Source organism: Solirubrobacter ginsenosidimutans (assembly GCF_027587205.1).
Genome location: NZ_JAPDOD010000016.1, coordinates 110968 through 136883, shown reverse-complemented (window position 1 = coordinate 136883; position 25916 = coordinate 110968). Strand labels below are relative to the sequence as shown.

Sequence of the window (25916 nt, the reverse complement as noted above, 5' to 3'; positions counted from 1 at the left end):
AGGCACTGATGCCAATCCCAGAGTGGAGGTTCTGCCATGGCAGACCAGGATCGTGCGCTGCTCGACGAAGTGCTCGTCGGCGCGAAGGCAATGGCCACGATGGCCCGGGACGAGGAGGTCTTCCGCGCGGCGGTGGACGCCTTCCGGGCCTACGACGGCGAGTCGATGGCGAAGCTGCTCGAGCGTCACAAGCTCGCCGAGCACTGTGAGGTCGTCTGCCACTGGCTGCGCAGCAAGGAAGCGGTGATCCTCTGTCTCGAGCTCGCCGGCCCACCGCCGGCGAGCGAGGAGGCACCCCCGGACCCGCGCCAGTTCGCCCAGGTGGTGGCGAAGCTGACGGCCGACGACGCCGCGGTCCGGCTGATGGTCGACGCCGTCGAGGATCGCGACGTCGAGGCGTGGAAGACGCTGATCGGCAAGTACGACCTGGAGCGCTTCAGCCACCTGCTCTGCCATTGGGTGTGCACCGTCCACTACCGGCTGGTGTGCGACGTGGTGTGCTCGCCGATCGAGCTCCAGCGCCCGCGGCTCGGGCCGGAGCTGCGGGCGGCGGGCGCGGCCGTCGGCACGCTGGCGCGTGACGAGGCGACGTTCGCCGAGGCGGCGAAGGCCGTCCTCGCGGGGAACTGCGAGACGCTCGCGGGCACGCTCGAGCGGGGCGGCTTCGCGCCGTTCTGCTTCTTCCTGTGCGAGTGGTTCTGCAGCTGGCGCTGCATGCTCGTCTGCCTGCGGATCTGCCGGATCTACCCGGTGGGAGTGCTCGAGTCGCCGATCTCGGAGATGCGCGAGTTCGCCCTCGCGGGCGGCAAGCTCGAGAAGGCGCCGCTGGAGCGGCTGACCGCGGCGGTGCTGCGCGAGGACGACGCCCAGATCCAGGAGCTGGTCAAGGGGCTGCAGTTCGAGCGCTTCTGCCTGCAGTTCTGCCACTGGGTCTGCTTCTTGCGCTGCCAGCTGTTCTGCGTGTGCGTGTGCCCGCCGCGCACGATCGGCGTCTTCACCAAGATCGGCGGGCTCTTCTACGACACGCAGGTCAACAGCCACAACCCCGGGAACGGGCTCACGATCGCCGACAACCGGGCGTTCTACTCGACGTTGCGGCTCAACGGCGGCCTGTCGGTCGTCAACGGCGCGCCGCTGATCGAGTACCGCTTCCAGACCCTCACGACCGACGCCACCGGCGGGCCGACGGGCACCTGGACCAAGGTCACCGCGGGCCAGATCGCCGCGACCAACCTCGGCGCCTTCATCCGGCCGATCGGCGTGCCGCCGTTCCTGCAGGTCATCCCCGTGTGGGTGAACAACCCCGCCGTGGGCGTGTTCAACATCACGCCCGACGGCGACGGCTGGATCAAGGTCCCGCCGATGTTCCCGGTCGCGCCGATGGTCCCCGGCACGGGCTGGCGGTTCGTCCCGGGCTCGGACTTGATCAACCTGATCACGCCCACGCTGACGCCGTTCGTGACGTCGGTGGACGAGACCGGGGTGGACGCGGGCTCCTCCGCCAACGCGCCGCTGCAGACCGACGTGCACTACGGCATCCGGATGCGGGTCCGCGACCAGGGCACGCTGGGTGACGGCGCCGACGCCGGCACCTGCTCGCACATCGCGATCAACAACACCCACTACGACAACGTCTCCCACCACCCGTACTGGCCCGGCGGCCTGTTCGGGGCGAGCGACGAGCTGGCCGTCTCCTCGGTGGGGATCGCCGAGCTCGCGGGCTCGCCGTGCTCGACGCTGAACAACAGCCTCACGGTCCAGTTCACCGCCGCGCACTCGAACCTCGGCCCGGTCGGCGTGACGCTCGAAGGCCCCGGCGGCCCCTACGCGTTCACGCTCAACCCGGACGCGGGCGCGGACCCGGCGACCAACCTCTACGGCACCGCCGACCCGTCCGGCTGGACCTTCGCCTCCCTGCCGCCCTGCGCCTACCTGCTCAAGCTGAGCGTCGACGTCCTCCTCACCACCGGCGACGGCATCCCCTCCGCCCTCGTCGACTACATCGCGTTCTGCAAGGGCAAGGCCCGCATCGGCTGACCATGCATACCGCGTGTATACCGGGGTCAGACCCCGGTATACATGTGGGATACCGGCGGGATACCGGGGACTGTCCCCGGTATCCCGCTGGTGTGCATGAGGTGGCTACGGGATCGTCACCGGGGTGAGGACGACCGGGTGGAGGGTGTAGTCGAGCTCGGTGGGGGCGGTGAGGGTGTCCATCGCCTTCGGCACCGTGTTGGGGTTGGCGGTGCAGTGCGCGTCGGCGGGGTTGGCGGCGGCGCAGACGCCGAACTGGAAGTCCTGCGGCGTCGGCTGGAAGCCGCGGGCCTGGTCGGAGCTGAAGCCGTCCTGGCCGTGCAGCACGAGGGTGAAGCCCCAGCCCGAGGTGGGTGTGCCGAGGCTCGCCTTGGTCACGCTGAACGTGATGTAGCGCGAGACGTCGTTGCCGGTGATCGTCACCTGCCCGAGCGTGGCGCCGCCGGCGTCGACGTACTGCTGGCCGAAGCCCTGGACCTCGATCCGCTTGGCCCACGGCGCGAGCGTGTAGTTGCGGGTTCCGAAGGCGGATGCGGTCGAGGTCGGTGAGGCGCCGGGGATGTGGACGTAGACGTCGACGAGCTGCGCGCCGAGTGGCGAGCCGAAGGTGGGCGTCAGGTCACGGGTGCGGACGCGGAAGATGATCCGGTCGCCCGCGTCGTAGACCTCGAAGCGCTGCAGGTCGTACGCGCCCGGCTTGAAGTTCGACGACGTCGGATAGGCGAAGTTGCCCGGCCCGTGGTCGTCGTTGTCGGGGTCGTCACGGCCGTAGACGAGCGTGCCGGGCGCGACGTCCCAGACGACCGTCCGCACGGCGCGCGCGGTGCCGCCGCTCTTGCTCGTCGCGACGACGTTGAGCACCGTGGTTCCGCCCGTGAGCGGGACCGGGATGCTGAAGGCGCCGCTGTTGGGCACGGTCGCTGAGCGGGTCACCGACGTGTGGTCGTCCTGGTTGACCGCGCTGACGGTGATCGTGTTGCCGGGGGAGCTCGTCCCGGTCACGGTCGTCGAGGTGGCGGCGATCGAGCGGTCCGCGGGCGCGGTGACGGTCAGCGTCGTCGTGCCTTGCGTGTGCTTGACGTACCGATCGACGGTGTAGTCGGGCGTGTCGAGCGCGTCGCCGGAGCCGATGATCAGCATCAGTCGCACGAACTGCGCCGCCGACCACGTCAGCGCGGCCGCCGAGCCGGCCGGTCCGCCGTTGACGAAGCCGATCGAGGCGGTCGTCGGGTCGGTGCCGAACGGGGACCGCGGGATCGGGGCGGCGTCCCACGTCTGCTCCGGGATCAGCCCGACGCCCGAGCCCATCGCGGCCATCGCCTGGGCGCGCTTGACCGCGGCGGCCGTGTTGCCCTGCGTGAGCTCCCACTGCCCGCGCTCACCCGCCAGGACCGGCCAGACGTGGCCGGTGCCCTTGTTCGACGGCGCCCACGGGTGGCCGTCGCTCGACCCGTCGCCATAGCCGTCGCCGTTGTAGCGCAGGAAGCCGTCGCCGGTGGCGGTGGTCTTCTTGATCGTGTTGTCGACGATGCCCAGCGAGCGGACGATGTCCGGGTCGTTGGACTTCAGCAGGCCGAGCCGGGCGTACTCGAGGAAGCCGGCGTCGATCACGTTGCGCTGATCGAGATCGGGCCCGCCGTTGCCGACGTTGTAGGTGATCGCGGCGTTCGGATCGCCGGTCTTGGACAGGCGGATGAAGTACGGCGTCGGGCCGGCCGTGCCGTTGGTGGTCAGCGTCCAGGTCTTCAGATTGCGCTGGAACTGGTCGGCCACGCCGCGCCAGACGGCGGCGCTGTCGCGGTCGCCGTTCATGTCGGCGATCTTGGCCGCGGCGATCAGGCCCGCGATCTCGGCGCTGATCGTCGAGGGCGAGTAGCCGTCCTGCTCCTCCCAGCGCTCCGGGCCGAAGGCCGGGCCGTGGGTGGCGACGAAGTTCGCGGCCGGCCGGATGTGCGCGGTGTAGTAGTCGCGGCCGGTGAGCCCCACGGCGAGCGCCATGATCAGCGGGTAGGCGCACTCGTCGAGCTGGGTGTTGAAGCTGTCCGGCGCCTGCTTGCCGTTCGTGAGGCTGTTGCGCGGCATCGAGCCGTCCGGCAGCTGCTGGCGCTCGAACAGGAAGCGGGTCATATCCGTCGCCAGCTTGCGGTCGCCGCTCAGGTACGCGGCGGTCCAGGCCTCATACAGGTCGCGGCCGAAGACCTCGCGGTAGGAGCCGAAGTAGGTGTTGGCGGGGTCGCCGGCGGCGATCGCCTGGCCCCACGGCGAGGCCATCGCGGCCGACGTGGCGCCCGGGAACGTCTTGTCCGTGGCCGCCTTGACGTAGTTCGCGCTCAGGTAGTAGGTGTCCAGCAGGTCGTCCCAGGTGTCGCGGGACACGTTGCGCGGGCGCTTGGGCTCGTTGAGGCCGTCGTCGTAGCGGTGCCAGCCGACCAGATACAAGGCCGCGGTCAGCCACAGCGGCGTCCTGAGCGTCCTCTTGGCGGTGCTCAGCGCCTGCGCCTGGGTGGAGCCGAAGGCCAGCGCGAGCGTGAACGACCCGTCGTGGCCGATGTCGACCTTCCCCGTTTGCACGAGGTTGCCGGGCGCGGCGTCGCTGTAGAGCGCGGTGAGCTTGTGCGCCGCATCGAGCTGCTTGAGCCCGTCGCTGGCGGCGCCCGCGTAGCCGTTGGAGACCTGCGTGAAGCCGCCGTCGAGGGCGGAGAAGACCGGCTGCGCGTAGTCGCGGTTGGCGGCGTTGGTCGCCGTGACGGTGTCGGAGCCGACGAGGACGTTGCCCGCCGTGGCGCCCGTGTCGGCGCCGCCGTTGCCGGGCGTCCCGCCGCCGTTGCCGTTGAGAGTCGGGTCGAAGCGGGCGTAGACCTGGTAGTCGCGGGTCTTGCCCTTCAGCGCCTCGAACCGGCTGCGCAGGATCACGGTGGGCCGCTGCGGGTCGGTGAGGAAGTCGGTGGTGATGCGGTACTTGCCGCTCTTGGCCTTGGCCACCACGCGGCAACTCAGCGCCCGCTTGTCGAGCGCCTGGACCGTGTAGGTCATGTCACGGGTCTGCAGGTCCGTGAACGTCTTGCCATCGGTGACGACGTACTGCAGCGTCTCGTTGTTGGTGGTGTCGTTGGTGGGGTAGTAGACGTCGCTCAGCACCCCGTCGGCGACGGTGAACCACACTTTCGAGCGCTCGTTCTGCGCCGTTCCTACGCAGTCCTTGCGGGCGAGGTCGAAGTGCGACATCGCTCCCGGACCGTCGGTGGCGGGCGCCGCGAACGCGGTCGCCGGGCCGAACGCGAACGCCGCCGTCACCACGGCAACGTTCAGGACACGTCCATTCATACGGCTCCTCCTCTACGACGCTCTCTCGCCGTTGTTCGGAGCATGCACGAATTCGGTGGCTCGCGCCATGCGGCGGTCACAGCTCGGCGTGGATGGACTACTACCGAGACGTGGACGTGGACGCCGTGGCGGATCTCTACGACTCGATGTCGCAATCCGTGCTCGTGTTCTTCGCGCGGCGGACCTACGACGGCGAGATCGCGCTCGACCTGACCGCCGAGACGTTCGCGCGGGCGCTCGAGGCGCGACGGCGGTTCCGCGGCGCGGACGAGCGGGAGGGGGCGGCGTGGGTGTGGGGGATCGCCCGCAACGTCCTCGGCGAGTTCTTCAAGCGCGGGCGGGTGGAACGGCGCGCGCTGCACCGGCTCGGGCTGGAGCCACCGGCGGTGACCTGCGACGAGATCGAGCGGATCGAGCAGCTCGCGGGCGTGGAGCAGCTCCGGGAGGCCGTCGCGACCGCGCTCGCCGAGCTGGCCGAGGACCAGCGCGAGGCGCTGCGGCTGCGGATCGTCGACGAGCTCGACTACCCGGTCGTCGCCGGCCGCCTCGGCGTCACGGAGGCGACGGCGAGAGCCCGCGTGTCGCGCGGCCTGCGACGGCTCGCCGTCACGCTGGAAGGCGCGGCGGGCGCATGAGCGAGCGGGCGGAGCGTCGCGGTGCGGTCGTGAGCGGGCCGGCGGCACGGGGAGCGGCGTCATGAGCGGGCGGACGCCGGAGGAGGTGCTGGCCGTGTTCGGGCGCGACCTGCGGCGCTACCGGCCGCCGCGGCGGCGCCGGTGGCGGCGCGTCTTCGCGCTGGTAGCGCTGGTGCTCGCCGCCGGGGGTGCGACCGCGGCCGCGACCGGCTCGATCTGGGCGCCGTCCCCGCGCGTCTCCGCGCGCGCCTTCCCTGCCGGCGCGCCGGTGCCGGACGCCGCTTCTCGGCCGGTCTACGTCGCCTCCGGCCCCGGCTGGCGATTGAGCGCGTCGACGTGCCGGTTCGGCAGGCGCGCCACCGCTGCCGTGTTCCTGGCCGTCGCCCACGGCGGCGCCGGGTGGCGCTGTAACGCGCTCAGCCGCGCCGTCGCGAGCGGTGTGGTGCCGCCGCCGACGCTCTTCGCTCCGCCGCGCAGCCCTGGCCGATTCCTGCTCTTCGGCGCGGCGCCGGGCGCGACCACGCGGATCCAGGCGCTGCTCCGCGACGCCCGCACCGGCAACACCCGCCTGCGCGGCTTCCCCGTGAGGCCGGCCGGCGACGCCGCCTTCACCGTCTACGTCGCGCGCCTCGCCGGCGACGCCGAACTCCTCACGGTCATCGGGCTCGACGCCCGCGGCCGGCCGACCATGCGCTGTGACCAGGAGACCTGCAGATGACCCGACTCACCCTCGCCCTGATCGTGCTCGTCGCCTTCAGCGGCTGCGGCGCGGAGCTCACCACGGCGAGGACGGCCGCGACCGCGACGCCCAAGCCGCCGCCGCGCCCGACCAAGGTCAGCAAGGCATGCTCGACTCCGCCCGCCGCCCCGAAGCCGTCCACGGCTCAGCCGAGCGCGCGCCTGCTCGACGCGCTCGCCGTCCTGCGGCGCCCGATGACCGCCGAGGACGCGCCGCCCGCCAACGTGTTCGTCTTCGAGCCGTTCCTCAGCGGCGTCATGCTCGACGCGGCGCGGCGCGTGCACCTGGCCGACGGGTCCGGGGAATGGATCGTCCCGGTCGGGAACCTCACGCCCGCCTTCCGCGTCTCCGAGGCGTGCCTGCGCACGCTGCCCGCCGAACAGCGCAAGGCCACGCGCAAGGCGATCAAGGACTCCGAGCGGCGACCCGCCACAGAAGGCGCCGTGATCGTGCGCGACGGTCCGCCGCCGCAGGCCGGACCGGGCTGGTCGACCGATGCCATCGCCGCGGGCAAGGCGTTCCACCTGCAGAGCTGCACCGGCCCGATGCACAACCACATCACGCTCACCGGTGTCGTCCCGGACGCCGTCACGCAGGTCACGATCACCGCGCAGGACGGGGCGCTCGTCCAGGCGACCCCGATCGAGAACACCGTCTCGATCGAGCAGGACCGTCCCGACAGCGCGTCGGGCCTGCCCGCCCACATCACGTCGACCACGAGCGGAGCGCCGCTCGAATACGCGCTCGACCCACGCGCCACCCACGGCTACGAGAAGCCCTGCGAGCCGCCGTCGAACAAGAGCATCGGCAAGCGCCGCGAGCCGCCGACGAAGCTCGAGGCCCCGAAGGGCGCCGCGATCGAGCTCGAGACCAGCCGCTGGCAGCCGGAGGACAGCGGTCCCGAGGTGGCGGGTGCGACCTACCGCGCCGGCGGCCGCCGCTGCCTGCTGGTGGCGAGCGAGAAGCGCCTGCGCGCCGGCCAGAGCGCGCACCGGTTCTGCGTCAGCGACGCCGAGCTACGCGCCAAGCGCTTCATCGTCCGCGCCGCGCGTCTTCCCAACGGCGACCCGATCCTCGAGGGCTTCGTGGACCGCGAACAGGCGAGCTGGATCGTCGTCGAGCGCTCCACGGTCGCGCCCGGCGCGTGGCGGCTGCCCGCGGCGAAGAGCAGCGGCGCGTTCTTCGTCGCCTTCCACGGCAAGCACGCGCGCGGCGGCAGCTTCACGCTGCACGCCGCGCTCCGCGGCGGCGGGTTCCACTACTCCGCGCTGCAGACCGTGCGCTTGAATCCCACCCCATGAGCGACGACCTGGAGCCAGCGATCCGCCAGCTGTTCGACGCGACCAACCGCGGCGACAGCGACGCCTTCCTCGACGCGTTCGCCGCCGACGGCGTGGTCGACGACTGGGGCCGGACCTTCACCGGTCACACCGAGATCGCGGGTTGGAACGCGCGCGAGAACATCGGCGTCAACAGCCACATCGACGTCACGGGCGTCACCCGCGACGGCGACGCGATCAAGGTCGGCGTCGCCGTCTCAGGCGACGGCTACAACGGCGGCGGCGCGTTCACGTTCACCATGGCGGGCGACAAGATCGCCCGCATGGTGATCACCGGCTAGTCCGCGTAGGGGCGGGTGATCGCCTCGAGATAGTTGCCCGAGGGATCGAGGAAGTAGACGCCGCGCCCGCCGTGGTTGTGGTTGATGCCCGCCTGCGACCGCCGCGGATCGGCCCAATGGTCGATCGAGAGCGCCTCGATGCGGGCGAGCAGGTGGTCGAACGTCGGATCGTCGACCAGGAACGCCAGGTGGATCGGCACGACCGCCCCGCCCGGTGGCGTGGCGAACTGCAGCAGCATCTCGTCGTCGAGCCGGACGACGGCGAAGGGGCCGGCCTCCTCGGGCTCGGCGAGATCGAACAGATCCGTGAAGAAACGCGCGGAGGCGAGCCGGTCGCTCGCGCCGACGATCGCGTGGTTGATGAGAACACTCACGTCCTTTAGCATTACGGATCGAAGCCTCTGCGCACGCACCGAAACAGCTCCGCCGCCGGCTAGGACCGGCAGTACCTCAGCGTCCTAGTCCTTAGGCGCGCCGCTCTGGCGCGTCCGTTTCGGAGAACCTAGATTGCTTCAAGACGAGTGGTACATCGGCTTCCACCGGGGCCTCGCTGCGCGCTTCTGGCGCATCGCGGGAGCGTCCATGCTCGACGCCGATCTCGAAGTCATCACCCGGCTGCTCCCCGCGCCGCCCGCGACGATCCTCGACGTCCCCTGCGGTGACGGGCGCCTCGCGCACCCGCTCAGCGCCGCGGGCTACGAGGTGACCGGGATCGACATCTCACCCGAGAACGTCGAAGGCCAGGGGCCGCGTTTCCACCAGGGCGACCTGCGCGCCCTGCCCGACCTCGGCCGCTTCGACGCGGTCCTGAGCTGGGGCAACAGCTTCGGCTACACGACACCGGCGGAGACGCCGGCGACGCTCGACGGGTTCCGCCGCGCCCTCAAGCCCGGCGGCCGTCTGATCCTCGAGTCGCTGACCGTCGCCGAGGCGTTCCTCACCTCGCCCATCAGCGAAGAGGCGAGCTACACGTTCGGCGACATCACGATGGCGGCGGTCAATCGCTACAACCCGGCCAAGAGCCGACTCGAGAGCGATTGGACGTTCACCGACGCCGACGGCCACGAGGAGCGGGCGAGCGGCGCCCATCACGTCCATACGACCGGTGAGGTCGTCCGGATGCTCGAAGATGCCGGATTCACGGAAATCGAGTTGAAGGGCGCGGATGGCCGCAAGTCCTTCGCGCTCGGCGACCACCGGATGATCGCCATCGCAAGCTAGCTGCCCGACCCGCGTGAGAAGATCGCGCGGTGGATGAGTTCTCGGTCTCGCGCCGCCGCGTCGGCGACGCCATCGTCGTCGCTCCGGCGGGCGAGATCGATCTCGCGACGGTCGACGACCTGCAGGCCGCGGTCGACGCCGCGGCCGGCGAGTCCGAGCAGGTGGTGCTGGACCTGCGCGAGGTGACGTTCATCGACTCGGCCGGGCTGCGGCTCGTGTTGCAGAGCTCCCGCGCGATTGCCGGCTTCGGGGTCGTGCGCGGTTCGCGAGAGGTCCAGCGGGTGTTCGACCTGGTCGGGCTCGACGATCGCCTGACGATGCTCGATCGGCCGCCCGGCGAGTGAAGCGCATAGACGCCACCGTCGCGGGCGTCGTCCTGATCTTCGCGCTCGCGTACCTCGACGCGGTGTGGGAGGACACGGTGATCGCGGCGACCGTCGTGATCGGGCCGTTCCTGACGGCGATCTTCGCCAGCACCCGCCAGACGGCCGCGGTGGGCGCGTTCGCGGTCGTCTCCGCGATCCTCAGCGGCGGCTACAACGACAACTACGGCACCGACGACTACTTCGTGCGGCTCGCGGTCACGATCGCGGGCGCGCTGTTCGCGGTGTACGCGGCGCGCGCGATGCGGCGGCTCGCCGCCGATCAGGTGCGCTTCGGCCTGCTCAAGGGCGCAGCCGAGATCGCCGACACCGCGAGCTCGATCCCCGAGGTCGTCGACCGCGTCGGCGCGCTGCTGGTGCCCGCCTTCGCCGACATCTGCGTGATCGACGTGGTGCGCGGCGACCACGTCGAGCGGATCGGCGTCCGTTCCGCGGGCACGGACGCGCGGCGCGTCGAGGAGCGCCTGCGCGCCCGCGGCCCCGCGACGCTCGAGCACACCGGGGTGATCGAGCCGGTCCTGCGCGAGCACGTCGACGAGGCCTTCCTGCGCGCCAACGCGACCAGCGAGGACGACTACGCCTTCCTGCGCTCGCTCGCCGAGCGGTCGCACATCAACGTCCCGCTGCGCAGCCGCGGCCGCAACGTCGGCACGCTCGCCCTGCTCGCGGTCACGCGCGCGTACGGCCCGGTCGACCTCGAGCTGGCGACGCTGATCGCCGGTCGCATCGGCCTCGCGCTGGACAACGCCGGCCTGTTCGCCGAGCTCGAGGCAGTGCAGCTGCGGCTCACGACCGCGCTCGACACACTGGCCGAGGCGGTCACGATCCAGGACGCGCAGGGGCACCTCGTGTACGCCAACCAGGCGGCGGGCGCCATGTTCGGCTTCGCCTCCGGCGCGGAGCTGATCAAGCAGGAGCCGCAGAACATCGTCGACGCGTACGAGTCGTCGATCCATGAGGGACGACCGCTGCGCCTCGAGGATCTGCCCGGGCGCCAGGCGCTGCGGGGCGAGTCGCCTGAGCCGTTGCTCATCCACGCGATCAACCGCAGCTCCGGCGACGAGCGCTGGCGGATCATCAAAGCGACGCTGGTCGAGGGGGAGACCCGCCTGGCGGTCAACGTCATCGAGGACGTGACCGAGGTCAAGCGGGCCGAGATGGGGCAGCGCTTCCTCGCCGAGGCGAGCATGGTGCTGGCGTCCGGCCTCGACTACGAGCAGACGCTGGCCAAGATCGCCGAGCTCGCGGTGCCGGCGCTCGCGGACTGGTGCTCGGTGCAGATGCCCGCCGGCGACTGGCTGCGCACCGTCGCGATCGCCCACGTGGATCCCGCCAAGCGCGAGTTCGCCCGCGACTACCAGAAGCGCTACCCGAACCCCACCGACGCACCCATCGGCGCGGCGCAGGTCCTGCGCGACGGCTCCTCCCAGCTGATCGGCCCGATCGACGACGCGCTGATTCGCGCCGCCGTGCCCGACCCCGAGCAGAGCGAGGCGCTGATCGGCGTCGGCATGCGCTGGGTGATGCTCGTCCCGATGGTCGCGGGCCCGCGCATCATCGGCGTGATCAGCTTCGTCAGCGCCGAATCGAGCCGGCGGTTCGTCGAAGCCGATCTCGAGCTCGCCGAGGAGCTCGGGCGGCGGGCGGGAACGGCGGTCGAGAACGCGCGCCTCTACCAGGAGCGCTCCCATATCGCGGCGACGCTGCAGCGCGGGCTGCTCCCCGACGAACTGCCGGAGATCCCCGGCGCCCGCCTGGATTCGCTCTACCGCCCCGCGGGGGAGGAGAACCTCGTCGGCGGCGACTTCTACGACGCGTTCCCGACCCCGCACGGCTGGATGCTCCTGGTCGGGGACGTCACCGGCCGCGGCGCCGAGGCGGCGGCGCTGACCGGCCAGGCGCGCCACACGCTGCGGACGGCGGGAATGCTGCTCGGCGATCCCCTCGCGGCGTTCGAGCAGCTCAACCAGGCGCTTGCCAACCGGGCCGAGCTGACCCCGTGCACCGTCGCGCTGATCCAGGTCGCCCCGGACGCGAGGTCGGCGACCGTGGTCTGCGCCGGACACCCGCAGCCGCTGCTGATCCGGGCCGGGGAGCCGCGCCCGGTCGGTCGCTTCGGCCCGATGCTCGGCGCGTGGACGGACGCCACCTGGAGCCCCGAGCGCATCGACTTGGAGCCCGGCGACGTGCTCGTGGCGTTCAGCGACGGCGTCACCGACACGGTCGGCATGGACGGGCGCTTCGGCGAGCAACGGCTGTTGGAAGCGCTCCGCGGAGTGTTTGACGCGGCCGCTGCCGTCGCCGCGGTCGACGCGGCGCTGAACGCCTTCCAGCGCGGCGATCAGGCCGACGACACGGCCGTATTGGCCATGGATCTCCCGGCCGCTTGACCTTGGCTCGCGCGAACGGAAGGATGCTGCCGTAGAGGGGAAGTTAAGGACGACTCTGGGGGTCGGGATGAGAGTAGGGAAACGGCTGTCGGCCGCGCTGTGCCTGGGCTTGGCGGCGGCTGCCGCCGCACCTGGAGTCGCGGGCGCGCAAGCGCGCAGCGACGTGTGGGACGCCGTCTCGGGCCATCTGCCCGCGACGAAGGGAGGTTCCGCGGCTGACATCCGCGCCTCGTCCTATAGGGCGTTCACGCTCGACGAGTCCGGCCTTGAAGCCGGCCTGCGCGCGGCGCCCAAGACGGGGCTGCACTCCGCCGCGCCCAGCGGTTCGGTCACGCTCACGCTGCCGTCTCCGAGCGGGGGCTTCCAGCGCTTCGAGGTCTATGAGGCGCCGATCATGGAGCCCGCGCTCGCCGCGGCGCACCCGGACATCAAGACCTACGCCGGCCGCGGCATCGACGACCCGACCGCGACGATCCGCGCCGACCGCTCGGACGCCCTCGGCTTCCACGCCTCCGTGCGCTCGGAAGGCGGGTCCTGGTACGTCGACCCGTACTACCACCTCGACGACAGCGTCTACGTCAGCTACTTCGGGCGCGACCTGTCCTCCAAGGAGCCGTTCGTCGAGCGCGGTCCCGACGGCGACCCGGATCCGTTCGACCTCGGGTTCGGCAAGACGAAGTCGGCGGCCGCGGGCCCGTCCGTGCTGCTGCGCACCTACCGCCTCGCGCTGGTCACCGACCCCACGTACTCGACCTACTTCGGCGGCCCCGCCAACGTCACCGCGGCCAAGGTCACGCTGATGAACCGCGTCGACCAGATCTACGAGGACGAGACCGCGATCCGGCTCGTGCTGATCGCCGACACGGACAAGACGAACCTCAACACGGCCGCGCTGGCGACCGATCCGAATGGTCCCTGCGGCGCCGCGGCGTGCTACACGACCGCGCAGATCGCCTCCTGCACGAGCGGCCTGCTCCAGCGCAACCGCATCGTCCTCGGCCAGATCATCGGCGCCGCCAACTACGACGTCGGCCACATCATGCTCGGCCGGGCGGGCGGCGGCGTCGCCAGCCTCGGCGTGATCGGCGGCAACAGCAAGGCGCAGGGCTGCACCGGGCTCCCGACGCCGGTCGGCGACTACATGGCCGTCGACTACGTCGCGCACGAGATGGGCCATCAGTTCAACGGCAACCACACGTTCAATGGCACCCAGTCCAACTGCTCGGGCGGCAACCGCAACGCGGGCACGTCGGTCGAGCCGGGCTCGGGCTCGTCGATCATGGCCTACGCGGGCATCTGCCAGCAGGACAACCTGCAGCCGCACTCGGACCCGTATTGGTCACAGCGCAGCTACGACGAGATCACGTCGCTGGTCACCGGCACCCGCCCGGCGGTCAACGAGGTCCAGAACATCTCGCTGCGCGATTTCGACGGCAGCGACTCGCTGACGCTGACGTTCAACGGCAAGACCGTCGGCCCGTTCGTGCGCGGGGTCAACTACAGCGCGGCCGACATCCAGGCCGCGCTCTCCGGCGGCAAGGTCCAGACGGTCCGCCTGACCGGCTACGACGTCAACGGCGACTCCTACACGCTCACCTACAAGGGCGCGAACAGCATCCCGATCGTGCGCGGGCAGAACAACACAGCCGCGGGCATCCTGGCCGCGATCGTGGGCGGGAGCGAGTCCCAGCAGGTCACGCTCGGCTCGTTCACCGCGACGCAGTCCTTCCAGCTCGTCGTCAACGGCACCACCACGGCCGTGTTCGGCGCGGGCGGCACCGCGATCTCCAACGCGAACCTGCAGACGGCGATCACGGCGATCACCGGCGCTGGGACCGCGACCGTCAGCGGCGCGGGCACCACCGGCTTCACCGTGACGTTCGGCGGCACGCTCGCGAACACCGACGTGCCGGCGATCTCGGTCGTCAACTGCACCGGCGCGTGCACCTCCGCGGTGCGTGAGAACGTCAAGGGCACGACGGGCATCGCCGGCTGGCCGGCGGGCGCCACCGTCACGGTCGGCCCCGTCACCGACGCGGGCTACAACCTGTCCTTCGGCGGGACGATGGCAGGGGTCGACGTCGATCCATTCACCGTCACCAACGGGGTGGGCGCCGCCGGGACCGTCGACGATTCGACGAAGTTCACCGCCGGCATCCTTCCCGCCGGCGGCATCGCCACGGTCGCCGGCTTCGGCGGCGGCACGTTCGACGACACGGGCTTCCAGGTGTCGTTCGCCGGCACGCTCGCGGGTCTCGATCAGCCCGCGCTCGGCCTGGCCGTGACCGGAGGCACCGGCTTCGTGGGCGAGACCGCGCACGGCGGACCGGCCGGGAACAACGGCTTCCTGATCGTCGACACCGGCAACCACGCGCCGGACGTCGTGACGCCCGCGGCGTACACGATCCCGCCGCGCACGCCGTTCGCGCTGACCGGCAGCGCCACCGACCCGGACGGCGATCCCGTCACCTACATGTGGGAGCAGAACGACCGCGGCGGCCTGCCCAACGGCGGCTCCACGGCCGGCACGGGCCTGGTCCAGCAGCCGAAGACCAACGGGCCGCTGTTCCGCCAGTTCGGCAAGGGCGTCGACGTGAGCGCCACCGACACGCTCCTGTACCACTCGCCCGGCGAGAACGCCGTCAACAGCAACCCGACGCGCGTGTTCCCGGACATGGAGCAGATCCTCGCCAACAACACCAACGCGGCCACGGGTTCCTGCCCGACGCCGCCGGCGGCGCCCACCGCGGTGCCCGTCGTGACCCGCGAGTGCTTCTCGGAGTTCCTCCCGACGAGCGACTGGGTCGGTTTCCTGGGCGATCGCACCATGAACTTCCGTCTCACGGCTCGCGACAGCAAGCCGGGCGGCGGGGCGATCGGGTTCAACTCGACCAAGGTCACCGTCGCGAACCTGGCGAGCCCGTTTCGCGTGACGTCGCAGGCGGTCTCGGAGGTGCGCTACGGGACGCTTCCGCTGACCGTCACCTGGGACGTGGCGAGCACGGACATCACGCCGATCAACGTCGCCAACGTCAAGATCAGCCTGATCTCCGACCAGGGTGAGACGGTGATCGCCAACAGCGTGCCCAACACCGGGTCCTACACCGGGGTCTGGCCGAACGTCGCCGGCACCCACGCGCGGATCAAGGTGGCGGCCGTCGGGAACATCTTCTTCGATGTCTCCGACGCCGACATCACGTCCGTCGTCGCGCCCACGCTGCCGGTCGGCGGCACGGTCTCGGCGACCCTGGCGCTGAGCCTCGGCACGCCCGCCGCGTTCGGGGCGTTCCAGCCGGGCGTCATGAAGGACTACGACGCCACGTCGAGCGCCAACGTCATCTCGACGGCCGGCGACGCGACCCTCACGGTCGCGGACCCGAGCTCCACCGCTCCGGGTCATCTCGTCAACGGCACGTTCGTGATGCCGTCGGTGCTGCAGGCGCGCGCCGGGACCACCGACGCGTTCAAGCCCGTCGGCACCGCGCCGGCGACGCTGAAGACCTACAGCACGCCGGTCTCCAACGACGCGGTCACGCTCGGTTTCCGCCAGCACGTGGACTCCAGCGACGCGCTGCGCACGGGCGCCTACACCAAGACGCTCACGTTCACGCTGTCGACCACGACGCCGTAACGCGGCTCGCACGGCCGCGCCCCGTTGCGGGGCGCGGCCGGGCAGCGCCTACGGCGTGTGCGTGTGCCACTTCTGGTTGGGCTTGGCGGTGAAGAGCGACATCAGCACGCCGGTGCCGTTGCCGGCGGTGTTGTGTGAGGCGACGAGGCCGTTGAGGCGCAGCTGGAAGTCACCGCTGACGCCGAGGCGCCACTGCTGCTTGGTGGCGCCGCTGACGCACTTCTCCGACGTGACGACCGGGAAGCCCTGGAGGCCGCGCCCGGTCAGACAGCGCCCGGTCTTGACGTTGGTGTACGTGGCGTAGCCCGCGCTGGTGTCGGTCTTGCGCCACTGCTGCATGAGGTCGGACGAGTTGACCTTGTTCATCGACGTGACGCCGCTGGCGGTGTCTGAGAGGAACCGGGTGGTGTCGGCCGCGGTGTGCAGCCGGACCGTGCTCGTGGCGGCCTGCGCCTGACCGGCGAAGCCGGCCGAGAGAGCGAGCGCCGCGAACGCGATCTTGATCTTGCGATGCATCTGAAATGCCTCCTGAGGCGAATGAGTGGTGATGCCTCTCAAGGACGCGGCGACCACACGGGGATTCCGGGCCGGGGGATGGCCGGGGGGTTGCATCGGGGAGGGGGGATCGGAGAGGATCGCCCTGATGGACCGAGCGCTCTGCTGTCTCGTGCTCGCGCTGGCCGCCCTGTTCGCGGCGCCCGCTCTCGCCTCCGCGGACGCTACGGTCGAGCTCGACACCACGATCGGGATCCTCAACGTCGTCGGCGACACCGCCGATGACGTGATCCAGGTCACGCAGAGCTCGAACTCGCTGTTCGTCGAGCGCGCCGGCGGCGGCCTGATCCCGGGCGGCGCCTGCGCCGCGGCCGGCGGCGGAGCGGTCACGTGCTCGCGCGCGGCGATGATCGCCGTCGACCTCGGCGACGGCAAGGACACGTTCTCGTCGATCGCCGTGACCGTGCCCGAGAGCGTCGCCGGCGGGTTGGGCGACGACACGATCACCACCGGAAGCGCGGGCGACGTGCTCGCCGGCGGCGAGGGCAACGACACGCTCGACGGCGGCGCCGAGGTCGACGACTACTTCGGCGAGGCGGGCGACGACACCATCAAGGCGCGCGACGGCAACCCCGAGCGGATCGCCTGCGGCGCCGGCGACAGGGACACCGCCGAGAACGACTTCACGGACATCATCGCCGACTGCGAGCGCGGTCCCGACGCCGACAGCGACGGCTTCGCGGCCGCCGTCGACTGCAACGACGCCAACGCGGCGATCCATCCGGGCGCCGCGGAGATCTTCGGCAACGGCGTCGACGAGGACTGCAACGGCCGCGACGATGTGAACCGCGACGCCGACGGCGACGGCTTCCCCGTCCCGGTCGACTGCGACGACGGCAACCCCGCGATCCGCCCGGGCGCGCTCGAGGTCCGGGGCAACCTCGTCGACGAGAACTGCGATCGCCGCGTCTCGCCGTGGGTCGCGGTCGCGGCCGCGGTGACCAACCAGTGGGCGCTCGACGGGTCCCGCACCCTGTTGCGCTCGCTGGTCGTCCGGCTCGCGCCCAAGGGGGCGAAGGTCACGCTGAGCTGCCGCGGCAGCTCGTGCCCGTTCAAGGCCACCAAGCGCAGCACCGTCGCACGCGACCTCGCACCCGTCTCGTTCTCCAAGCTGTTCCGGCGCGCCCGCCTGCGCGCCGGCACGCGGCTCACGCTGACGATCACCGCACCGGAGACGATCGGGCGGATCTACACGTACACCACGGTCAACGGCTCACTGCCCGACCCGCGGATCGAATGCCGCGCGCCGGGTGAGACGAAGGGCTCGGCGTGCTGAGGGCGCTGCTGATCGCCACCGCCCTGCTGGCCCTGGCACCGGCGCACGCGCTGGCCGGGACGTTCGCGGTCACCAACGGGACCATCGTCTACACCGGTGAGGACGGCCAGGACGAGATCGCGGCGTTCGAGACCGCGGGCACCGTGCGCTTCACGCGCTTCGGCGGCACTTCGCTCGGCGCCCCCGACGGCACGTGCACGCTCGCGCCCGGCGGCCAGAGCGTGGTCTGCCCGAAGGGCGGCGTCACCGCGGTGATCCTGAACCTCGCGGGCGGCGACGACGTCGCCGCGATCTCCCCAGCGCTGTCGATGCCGGTGATCCTCAACGGCGGCGACGGCAAGGACGGCCTGTTCGGCGGCGGCGGGTTCGACATCTTCAACGGCGGCGGCGGGGACGACAACATCGTCGCCCGCGACGGCCGCTCCGAGTCCGTCGACTGCGGCGACGGCGACGACACGGCGATCTCCGACGACGGCGACCTTCGCACCTCGTGCGAGCACATCGAGGGCGACGCCGACCTCGACGGCGTCCGCCGCCCGGCCGACTGCAACGACGCCAACCCGGCGATCCGCCCCGGCGCCACGGACATCCCGGACAACGGCGTCGACGAGAACTGCGACGGCGCCGACGCGACGAACCTCGATCGCGACGGCGACGGCGTGCCCCGGCCGCAGGACTGCGACGACAGCGACCCGGCGATCCGGCCGGGGGCGCGCGAGATCCGCGGCAACGACGTCGACGAGAACTGCGACACGAAGGTCGAGCCGTTCCCGCCGCTGCTCGGCTCGATCCCCGTGGCCTGGGACAGAGCGGGCTCGGGGACGCGCAACGTCCGCCTGGTGGCCAAGAAGTTCCTCAAGGGCGCGACGATCGAGGTGCGCTGCACGGGCGGTGGATGCCCGTCGAAGACGTTCAAGCGCACGGTGCGCCGTTCGAGCGAGAACCTGCACGCCGCGCTGGGCTCGCGGGTGCTGCGGCGCGGCGCGCGGCTCGAGGTGCGGGTGACGAGCGCGAGCCGCATCGGCCGGCTGGTCCGGTTCCGCTTCAGCAAGGCCGGCGAGCCCGACGTGGACTTCCTGTGCCTGCCGCCCGGCGGCGGCACCCGCGACTGCTGAGCTAGGTTCCGCGCATGGATGCGTACGTGCTCGGCGGCGGTGGCCAACTCGGTGCGAGCGAGGTCGGGATGCTGCGCGCGCTGATCGAGCGCGGGCTCACTCCCGACCTCGTCGTCGGCACCTCGGTCGGCGCGATCAACGGTGCGGCCATCGCCAGTGACCCGACCGTGGCGATGGTCCAGCGCCTGCAGGACACGTGGTCGGACATCGAGCGCTCGGACGTCTTCGCCGGCTCGATCATCAACCGGATCGCGACGCTCGCGCGCACGAAGACCCACCTGCACGGCAACGAGGCGCTGCGCGCCGCCCTCACCGAGGCGCTCCCGATCGCGCTGATCGAGGACCTGCCCGTGCGCTTCCAATGCGTCGCCGCCAGCATCGAACGCGCCGCCGAGCACTGGTTCGCCGCCGGCGACGTCGTCGACGCGATCCTCGCCTCGGCCGCCGTGCCGGGCATCCTGCCGCCGGTCGAGATCGGCGGCGAGCACTACATCGACGGCGGGATCGTGAACTCGATCCCGGTCGACCGGGCGGTCGAGCTCGGCGCCACGCGGATCTTCGTGATGCACGTCGGACGCCTGGACCGGCCGCTGGAGCCGCCCCGCTGGCCGTGGGAGGTCGGGCTCGTGGCGTTCGAGATCGCCCGCCGCCACCGCTATCTCGGGGACCTCGCGTCGCTGCCCGCGGGGGTCGAGATCCACATCCTGCCGACCGGCCAGCCCGAGCCGCCGAAGTACAACGACCTCTCGGCGCTGCGCTACAGGGTCAGCGCGGGTGTGGGCGAGAGCATCGAGAAGGCCCACGTGGCCTCGCTCGCCTACCTCGACGAGCGCGGGCTGTGAAGCTCCCGTCGCCGCTGATCCGCCACGGCGTCTTCGCCCCGTTGATCCTCGCCGTCGAGTTCGGGCTGATCGTCTTCGCGCCGGCGCTGGCCGTCGCATCGGCGTTGCTGTCGCTGCTCTTCGGCGGGCGCCGGCCGGTGCGGCTGCTGGCGCTGATCCTGACCTGGGCGACCACCCACATCGCCAGTGTCGGCGCGATGCTCCTGCTCGCGCGCAGCGGCACCCACACCCACTACGGCGTGATGCGCTGGTTCGTCGGGACGATCTCGCGGGCCGCGCTCCGGATCGCCCGCGTGCGGGTGGAGATCCGCGACTCCGCCGCCGCCGAGGCGGTCCTCGCCGCACGGCAGACGCCGGTGCTGGCGCTCAGCGTCCATTCCGGCGAGGGCGACTCGCTGCTCGTGCTCGACATGCTGCTGCGGCGCCACAAGCGCAACCCGCGGATCGTGATGCACCAGGCGCTCGCGCTGGACCCGCTGATCGGCATGCTCGGCAACCGGCTGCCGAACCGCTTCATCGACCCGCGTGGCGGTGACATCGAGGTCGAGATCGCCGCGATGAGCCGCGATCTCGGGCCCACGGACGCGGTGCTGATCTTCCCCGAGGGCGGCAACTTCACCACCGAGCGGCGCAAGCGGAGCATCGAGCGCCTGCTGCACCGCGGTCACACCGAGCAGGCCGAGCAGGCGGAGCGGATGACGAACCTCTCCGCGCCGCGCCCGGGAGGAGCGCTCGCGGCGCTGGAGAGCGCGCCCGACGCCGACGTCGTCTTCTTCGCCCACCATGGCTTCCCCGACGGTTTCGGCCAGGTGTGGCGCGAGCTGCCGGAGCGCACGCCGATCCTGGTCCAGCTGTGGCACGTGCCGGCCGGGGAGATCCCGGCCGGCACGGAGGACCGCATCAGTTGGCTGTTCGCCTGGTGGGAGACGCTCGACGCGTGGGTCGGCGAGCAGCGAGCGGCCCAGGCTCAGGCGAGCTCGATGGCGACCCGGCGCGCAACCGCCGCCGGCCGCGTGCGGTAGGCCTCGAACGCGACGCCGACGGCGAGCGCGGCGATCGCGGACCCGAAGATCTCGAACGTCGACTCCAGCCCGAGCGGCGTGACCAGCACGCCCGCGATGATCGCGGGGACCGAGATCGCCAGGTAGGCGACGATGTAGAAGGCCGACATGACCTCGGCGCGGTGCTGCGGCGGGATCGCGCTCGACAGCGCGCGCAGGCCGCCGAGGAAGGCGACGCCGAACCCGGCGCCACCGACGACGGCGCCGATCCAGAACAGGGCGGTCGTCTCGGTCGAGGCCGCGAGGACGATCGCGAGCATGCCCGCCGCGAGGGCGAGCGAGCCGAGCGCCGTGCCCATCCAGGGCGCGCTGCGGCCGAAGACGACCTGGGCGAGGGCGCCCGAGCCCGCCAGGGCGAAGACGCCGAGGCCGGTGACGAGGTGGTTGTCGGTGTGCAGGAGCTGGGCCGCGAGGGCCGGGCCGAGCGAGATGAACAGGCCGCCGATCGACCAGCTGGAGATCACGGCGAGCGCGGCGAGGAAGAAGGACCGGCGGACGACCGGGGGAATGCTCGGCCGCTGCGGGGTCAGCCGCGGGCGGCCCTGCGCCTCGACCGGCTCGGGCATGAAGAGCGCGCCCACGAAGGCGATCGCGAACAGGACGAAGAGGACGACGTAGGGCAGGACGCGCGGGGCGGGCGCGAGCTGGACCAGGAAGGCGGAGATGAGGATGCCGAGGCCCATGCCACCCGCGCTGACGACGCCGTTGGTCAGGCCGACGGCGGCCGGGTTGCGCTTGGGGTGCAGGTCGAGCAGCGACGCGCTGGCGGCGCCGAGGGCGAGGCCGGTGGCGAGTCCCTGGATCCCGCGGGCGATGAACAGCCACACGGTCGAGTCGGCGAGCATGAACAGCACCGACGTCGCCATCAGCGTGGCGAGGGCGGCGAGCAGGACCGGACGGCGGCCGATCTCGTCGGAGATCCGGCCGGCGAGCAGCAGCGCGGCGAGGACGCCGAAGGCGTACGTCGCGTAGATCAGCGTCAGCACGACCGGCGAGAACCCGAAGAGCTCCCGGTAGGTGCCGTAGAGGGGAGAAGGAGTGCCGGACGCGAACAGCGCGAGGCCGATCACGGCCGCGACGTGGGCGTAAGCGACGCGAGGCGTCAACGTGCGGCGTTCGGTCCTAGGTTCGATTTGCGTACTCAGCATGTCGAAGCAGACTAGCAGGCTAGGTTCTTCTGTCAAACCCAGCTATCATGAGTCGTATGGAATACCTGGACGTCGACAACTCCAACTGTTCACTCGGGCGCACCGTCGAGCTCGTGGGTCAGCCGTGGGTTGTGCTGATCCTGCGCGAGGTCGTGTGGGGCGTCCACCGCTTCAGCGACATGCAGGCGCACATGGGCGTGTCCAAGTCGGTGCTCAGCGCCCGCCTCGACCACCTCGTCGAGCACGGCGTGCTCGAGCGCCGCGACTACCAGGAGCCGGGGCAGCGCAAGCGCTTCGAGTACCACCTGACCGAGAAGGGCGCCGACCTCTACCCGGTGCTCTCCGCGCTGCGGCAATGGGGTGACAAGTACCTCGCCGGCCCCGAGGGTCCGTCGCTGCTGATCACGCACAAGGACTGCGGCGGATCGGTGGGCGTGAAGCTGATGTGCGAGCACGGGCACGAGGTGCCGCTCGCGGAGCTCGAGCGCCGGCCGGGCCCGGGCATGCGCGTCCGCGCGGCCGCCTAGCTCGTCGCCGCTTCTCGCGCGGCTTCGGCGAAGCCGGCGATCAGCGGCGTGTGCCGCGCGCTGTTGTAGGCCAGGCAGACCTGCGTTGGCGGGATGTCGGCCACCGGCACGAACGCCACGCCCGGCTGGTGGTGCGCGGCGCCGGCGACCGACAGCGGGACGAAGCTGATCGCCGCGCCCGACGCGATCACCTCGAGCTTCTCCTCGAGGTTGCTCACCGTCGGCCCCGCCGGCGCGACGTGACCGTCCGGGCGCGGGTTCTGGTTGTGGAACGCCTCCCAGGCGTCGCTCGCGTCGCGGTGCAGCACCACCGGATCCTCGGCCAGCTGCGTGATGCTGATCGACGCCTGCCCGGCGAGCGGGTGATCGGCGGCCAGCAGCGCGACGCGCTCCTCGGCGTAGAGCGGGACGAGCTCGAGCCCGCGCTCGTCGATCGGCAGGTGGACGAAGGCGACGTCGGCGGCGCCGTCGAGCAGCACCTGCGCCTGGTCCGACCAGTAGATCCGGCGCACCTGGGTCGTCACGTCGGGGCGGCGGTCGCGGAAGAGGCGGATCGCGCGGGTGACGGTCGTGTCGCCGGTGAAGAAGCCGACGGTCAGCGTCGGCCGCGCCTCCGCGGCCTGGCGGACGCGCCGTCGGGCGGCGTCGCCGGCAGCCAGCAGCGGGCGCGCCTCGTCGACCAGTTGGCGGCCCGCGCTGGTCAGGGCGACGTTGCGGCTGGTGCGCTCGAACAGCGTCACGCCCAGCTCCTGCTCGAGCTTCTGGATCTGCCGGCTGAGCACCGGCTGGGCGAGGTAGAGCCGCTCGGCGGCACGGCCGAAGTGCAGCTCTTCCGCGACGGCGACGAAGTAGCGCAGCTTGCGGAGGTCGAGATCGAGCTGGCCGGTCGGCTCAGCATCCATGTCGCGATCGTATTGATCGCGATAGCAAAGGTCTTGGACTTTCGTGCGGTTGCGCACGAAGCTCTCTCCTGTCGCCGGCACCTTCCTCGCCGGCTCTGACGAAGGAGAGAGATGCGACTGGTCACGTACCAGAGGAACGGCCTTGCCCGGTCCGGCGTCGTGCTGGGCGGCGACGTCTTCGACACCGGGTTCGCCACCACGCGTGCGGCGCTGGAGGCCGGCGCGATCGAGGCGGGGGAGCGGGTCGGCGCGCTGGACGAGCTGGAGCTCGGGGCGCCGATCACCGACCCCGACAAGATCGTCTGCCTCGGGCTCAACTACCGCGACCACGCGGCCGAGTCCGGCCTCGCGCTGCCGGCGGCGCCGATGCTGTTCGCGAAGTTCCGCAACTCGCTGACCGGGCCGGCGTCGCCGATCGTGCTTCCCGGCGTCGGCTCGCAGTTCGACTATGAGGCCGAGCTGGCGATCGTGATCGGCAGGCGCGGCAAGGCCATCGCGGCCGAGGACGCGCTCGAGCACGTCGCGGGGGCGATGGCCTTCAACGACGTCACCGCCCGTGACATCCAGCACGCGACCTCGCAGTGGATGGCGGGTAAGGCGATCGACACCTTCGCGCCCTGCGGGCCCGCGCTGGTCACGCTCGACGAGCTCGGCGACCTGCAGGACCTCGCGATCCGCGCGCGGGTCAACGGCGAGACGGTCCAGGACGGTCACACGAGCCAGATGATCTTCGGCGTCGCGGAGACGATCGCGTTCGTCTCGCGCCTGATGACGCTCGAGGTCGGCGACATCATCGCCACGGGCACGCCCGCGGGCGTCGGCATCTCGCGCTCGCCGCAGGTGCTGCTGGGAGACGGCGACGTCGTCGAGGTCGAGATCGAAGGCCTGGGCGTGCTGGCCAACCGGGTCGCGGCGCTCGTCGCCGTGGAGTCCTGATGCTGCGCGTCGGCCACGTCGGGCTGCAGGTCGCCGATCTCGAGGCGAGCGTCGCGTACGCGGAGCGGATCCTCGGGCTGCGGGTCTCCGCGCGTGAACGCGACGTGGCGTACCTCACCTGCAACGACCGCCATCACGAGCTCTCGCTGCACGCGGGCTCGCGCTCGGCGCTCGACCACATCGCGTTCGAGGTCGACCGCCAGACCTTCGCGGCGATCGAGGTGCGGGTGGACGTGATCGAGCGCGGCTCGCCCGGCGTCGCCGATGCGTTCCGCTTCCTCGCGCCCGGCGGCTTCGTGATCGAAGTCTTCCACGGCATGGCGCACGACCAGCCGCGCCACTACGACAGCGTCGCCCCGCGGCCGCTGAAGTTCGAGCACGTCACCGTCAAGTCGACGTGCAAGGACGAGCTCGAGGCCGTCCTGATCGACGTGCTCGGCCTGCGGCTCTCCGACCGCGCCGAGGACGCCGTCTCCTGGCTGCGCGCGAGCGACGAGCACCACGGCGTGAGCGTGATCGGCGCCGGCGTCGACGCGCTGCACCACTACGCGTGGCAGCTCGACGCGTTCGCGACGTTCGCGCGGGTCGGCGACCACCTGCTCCAGCACGGCGGCACGTTCCTCTGGGGGCCCGGCCACCACGGCATCGGCGACAACTACTTCTGCTACTTCCGCGACGGCGACGGCGCGGTGGTCGAGTACTCGGCGGGCATCCAGCGCATCGAGGACGAGGGGGCCTACGAGCCGCGCGTCTGGCCGGATGAGCCGCTGACCGTCAACCGCTGGGGCAACCCGGCGCCGCCGGCCGAGTTCGTCGACGCGGCAACGCCGATCGCGGTCCCGGTCGTCGCATGACCTCGTTCGCCCTCACCGGCCAGGCCGCGCTCGTCACCGGCGCGGGCCGTGGGCTCGGCCGCGCGATCGCGGGCGCCCTGGCCGCGGCGGGGGCGAACGTGACGGCGGTCGCGCGCACGGCGGCCGACCTGGAGACGCTCGACGGTTGCCGCGCGCTGCCGTGCGACGTGACCGATCCGGACGCGGTGCGCGCGCTTCCGGAGGCCGACATCCTGGTGGTGAGCGCGGGCACCAACGTGCCCGAGCCGTTCCTGGAGGTCGAGGGTGAGACCTTCGATCTGATCCTCGACCTCAACCTGAGGGCGGCGTTCTTCACCGCCCAGGCCGTCGCACGCGGGATGGCCGCCCGCGGCCGCGGGTCGATCGTCTTCGTGAGCTCGCAGATGGGCCACGTGGGCGCGGCCAACCGCACCGTCTACTGCGCCAGCAAGCACGCGCTCGAGGGCCTGACCAAGGCGCTCGCCGTCGAGCTGGCGCCCCGCGGCGTCCGCGTCAACGCCGTCGCGCCCACCTACATCCGCACGCCGATGACCGCGCCGTTCTTCGCGGACGCGGCCTTCGAATCCGCTACCGAGGCCGCGATCCCGCTCGGCCGCATCGGCGAGCCCGCCGACGTGACCGGCGCCGTCGTCTTCCTCTGCTCGCCCGCCGCGCGCCTGATCACCGGCACGAGCCTCGTCGTCGACGGCGGTTACACCGCTCAGTGAGGAGAACCCCGA

General features: G+C 71.5%; 22 protein-coding genes. 17 read left to right on the top strand and 5 right to left on the bottom strand.

All coding sequences use genetic code 11. From position 1 onward, the window contains the following. The first annotated feature begins 36 nt into the window (after positions 1–36). Positions 37–2037: a hypothetical protein gene (locus OM076_RS17885; RefSeq protein ID WP_270041398.1), complete on the top strand. Its 2001-nt coding sequence runs from the start codon at positions 37–39 to the stop codon at positions 2035–2037. 105 nt (positions 2038–2142) lie between these two features. Here the strand turns inward: OM076_RS17885 and OM076_RS17880 are convergent, their stop codons facing one another. Beyond that, on the bottom strand, positions 2143–5361 hold the full coding sequence (locus OM076_RS17880; RefSeq protein ID WP_270041397.1) for a glucodextranase DOMON-like domain-containing protein: 3219 nt from the start codon (positions 5359–5361) through the stop codon (positions 2143–2145). Between the two features lie 92 nt (positions 5362–5453). Between OM076_RS17880 and OM076_RS17875 the strand changes: the two genes are divergently transcribed. From OM076_RS17875 to OM076_RS17860, 4 genes are all read left to right on the top strand, one after another. After that, entirely contained in the window at positions 5454–5996 is a 543-nt protein-coding gene (locus OM076_RS17875; protein ID WP_270041396.1) for an RNA polymerase sigma factor, read from the top strand. Between the two features lie 61 nt (positions 5997–6057). Beyond that, entirely contained in the window at positions 6058–6714 is a 657-nt protein-coding gene (locus OM076_RS17870; RefSeq protein WP_270041395.1) for a hypothetical protein, read from the top strand. Then, the gene (locus OM076_RS17865) at positions 6711–8036 is read left to right on the top strand and encodes a hypothetical protein (protein ID WP_270041394.1); all 1326 of its coding nucleotides are present in this window, start codon (positions 6711–6713) and stop codon (positions 8034–8036) included. Before OM076_RS17870 ends, OM076_RS17865 begins: the two co-directional genes overlap by 4 nt. After that, positions 8033–8356 carry a nuclear transport factor 2 family protein gene (locus tag OM076_RS17860; protein ID WP_270041393.1) on the top strand — a complete coding sequence of 108 codons (324 nt, stop codon included), beginning with the start codon at positions 8033–8035 and terminating at the stop codon, positions 8354–8356. Before OM076_RS17865 ends, OM076_RS17860 begins: the two co-directional genes overlap by 4 nt. On the opposite strand, the gene OM076_RS17855 is transcribed toward OM076_RS17860, so the two are convergent. Beyond that, positions 8353–8730, bottom strand: a complete 378-nt coding sequence (locus tag OM076_RS17855) for a VOC family protein (protein ID WP_270041392.1) — start codon at positions 8728–8730, stop codon at positions 8353–8355. The two genes, OM076_RS17860 and OM076_RS17855, sit on opposite strands and share 4 nt — an antisense overlap. A 133-nt stretch (positions 8731–8863) precedes the next feature. On the opposite strand from OM076_RS17855, the gene OM076_RS17850 reads away from it, so the two are divergent. The 4 genes from OM076_RS17850 (at position 8864) to OM076_RS17835 (ending at position 15981) form a co-directional block, all read left to right on the top strand. Next, positions 8864–9577 carry a class I SAM-dependent methyltransferase gene (locus OM076_RS17850; protein ID WP_270041391.1) on the top strand — a complete coding sequence of 238 codons (714 nt, stop codon included), beginning with the start codon at positions 8864–8866 and terminating at the stop codon, positions 9575–9577. A 29-nt stretch (positions 9578–9606) separates the two neighbouring features. Then, positions 9607–9921, top strand: coding sequence for an STAS domain-containing protein (locus OM076_RS17845; RefSeq protein WP_270041390.1), 315 nt, complete (start codon positions 9607–9609; stop codon positions 9919–9921). Next, the gene (locus OM076_RS17840) at positions 9918–12350 is read left to right on the top strand and encodes a SpoIIE family protein phosphatase (RefSeq protein WP_270041389.1); all 2433 of its coding nucleotides are present in this window, start codon (positions 9918–9920) and stop codon (positions 12348–12350) included. The genes OM076_RS17845 and OM076_RS17840 overlap by 4 nt, the downstream gene beginning before the upstream one ends. A 67-nt stretch (positions 12351–12417) precedes the next feature. Further along, positions 12418–15981, top strand: coding sequence for a reprolysin-like metallopeptidase (locus OM076_RS17835; RefSeq protein ID WP_270041388.1), 3564 nt, complete (start codon positions 12418–12420; stop codon positions 15979–15981). A 48-nt stretch (positions 15982–16029) separates the two neighbouring features. On the opposite strand, the gene OM076_RS17830 is transcribed toward OM076_RS17835, so the two are convergent. Further along, a complete protein-coding gene (locus tag OM076_RS17830) occupies positions 16030–16497 on the bottom strand; it encodes a ricin-type beta-trefoil lectin domain protein (protein ID WP_270041387.1) in 468 nt (155 codons plus the stop codon). A 127-nt stretch (positions 16498–16624) separates the two neighbouring features. Between OM076_RS17830 and OM076_RS17825 the strand changes: the two genes are divergently transcribed. Genes OM076_RS17825 through OM076_RS17810 form a run of 4 tightly spaced genes read left to right on the top strand, consistent with a single transcriptional unit; the run spans position 16625 to position 20791 of the window. Continuing rightward, entirely contained in the window at positions 16625–17812 is a 1188-nt protein-coding gene (locus tag OM076_RS17825) for a MopE-related protein (RefSeq protein WP_270041386.1), read from the top strand. Then, positions 17806–18927: a putative metal-binding motif-containing protein gene (locus OM076_RS17820; RefSeq protein ID WP_270041385.1), complete on the top strand. Its 1122-nt coding sequence runs from the start codon at positions 17806–17808 to the stop codon at positions 18925–18927. Before OM076_RS17825 ends, OM076_RS17820 begins: the two co-directional genes overlap by 7 nt. Positions 18928–18941: 14 nt before the next feature. Further along, on the top strand, positions 18942–19769 hold the full coding sequence (locus OM076_RS17815; RefSeq protein ID WP_270041384.1) for a patatin-like phospholipase family protein: 828 nt from the start codon (positions 18942–18944) through the stop codon (positions 19767–19769). Continuing rightward, entirely contained in the window at positions 19766–20791 is a 1026-nt protein-coding gene (locus tag OM076_RS17810) for a 1-acyl-sn-glycerol-3-phosphate acyltransferase (RefSeq protein WP_270041383.1), read from the top strand. Before OM076_RS17815 ends, OM076_RS17810 begins: the two co-directional genes overlap by 4 nt. Here OM076_RS17810 and OM076_RS17805 read toward each other — a convergent pair. After that, a complete protein-coding gene (locus OM076_RS17805; RefSeq protein ID WP_270041382.1) occupies positions 20737–21978 on the bottom strand; it encodes an MFS transporter in 1242 nt (413 codons plus the stop codon). The genes OM076_RS17810 and OM076_RS17805 overlap by 55 nt on opposite strands. A 56-nt stretch (positions 21979–22034) precedes the next feature. Here OM076_RS17805 and OM076_RS17800 point away from each other — a divergent pair, with 56 nt between their 5' ends. After that, positions 22035–22505, top strand: coding sequence for a winged helix-turn-helix transcriptional regulator (locus OM076_RS17800; protein ID WP_270041381.1), 471 nt, complete (start codon positions 22035–22037; stop codon positions 22503–22505). Here the strand turns inward: OM076_RS17800 and OM076_RS17795 are convergent. After that, a complete protein-coding gene (locus OM076_RS17795; protein ID WP_270041380.1) occupies positions 22502–23407 on the bottom strand; it encodes a LysR family transcriptional regulator in 906 nt (301 codons plus the stop codon). The genes OM076_RS17800 and OM076_RS17795 overlap by 4 nt on opposite strands. Positions 23408–23518: 111 nt before the next feature. On the opposite strand from OM076_RS17795, the gene OM076_RS17790 reads away from it, so the two are divergent. Genes OM076_RS17790 through OM076_RS17780 form a run of 3 tightly spaced genes read left to right on the top strand, consistent with a single transcriptional unit; the run spans position 23519 to position 25904 of the window. Next, complete coding sequence (locus OM076_RS17790; RefSeq protein ID WP_270041379.1) at positions 23519–24343, top strand: fumarylacetoacetate hydrolase family protein; 825 nt, start codon at positions 23519–23521, stop codon at positions 24341–24343. Continuing rightward, entirely contained in the window at positions 24343–25197 is an 855-nt protein-coding gene (locus tag OM076_RS17785; protein ID WP_270041378.1) for a VOC family protein, read from the top strand. Before OM076_RS17790 ends, OM076_RS17785 begins: the two co-directional genes overlap by 1 nt. Then, positions 25194–25904 (top strand): SDR family NAD(P)-dependent oxidoreductase, encoded by a 711-nt coding sequence (locus OM076_RS17780; protein ID WP_270041377.1) that lies wholly within the window; start codon positions 25194–25196, stop codon positions 25902–25904. The genes OM076_RS17785 and OM076_RS17780 overlap by 4 nt, the downstream gene beginning before the upstream one ends. The last annotated feature ends 12 nt before the right edge of the window (positions 25905–25916 follow it).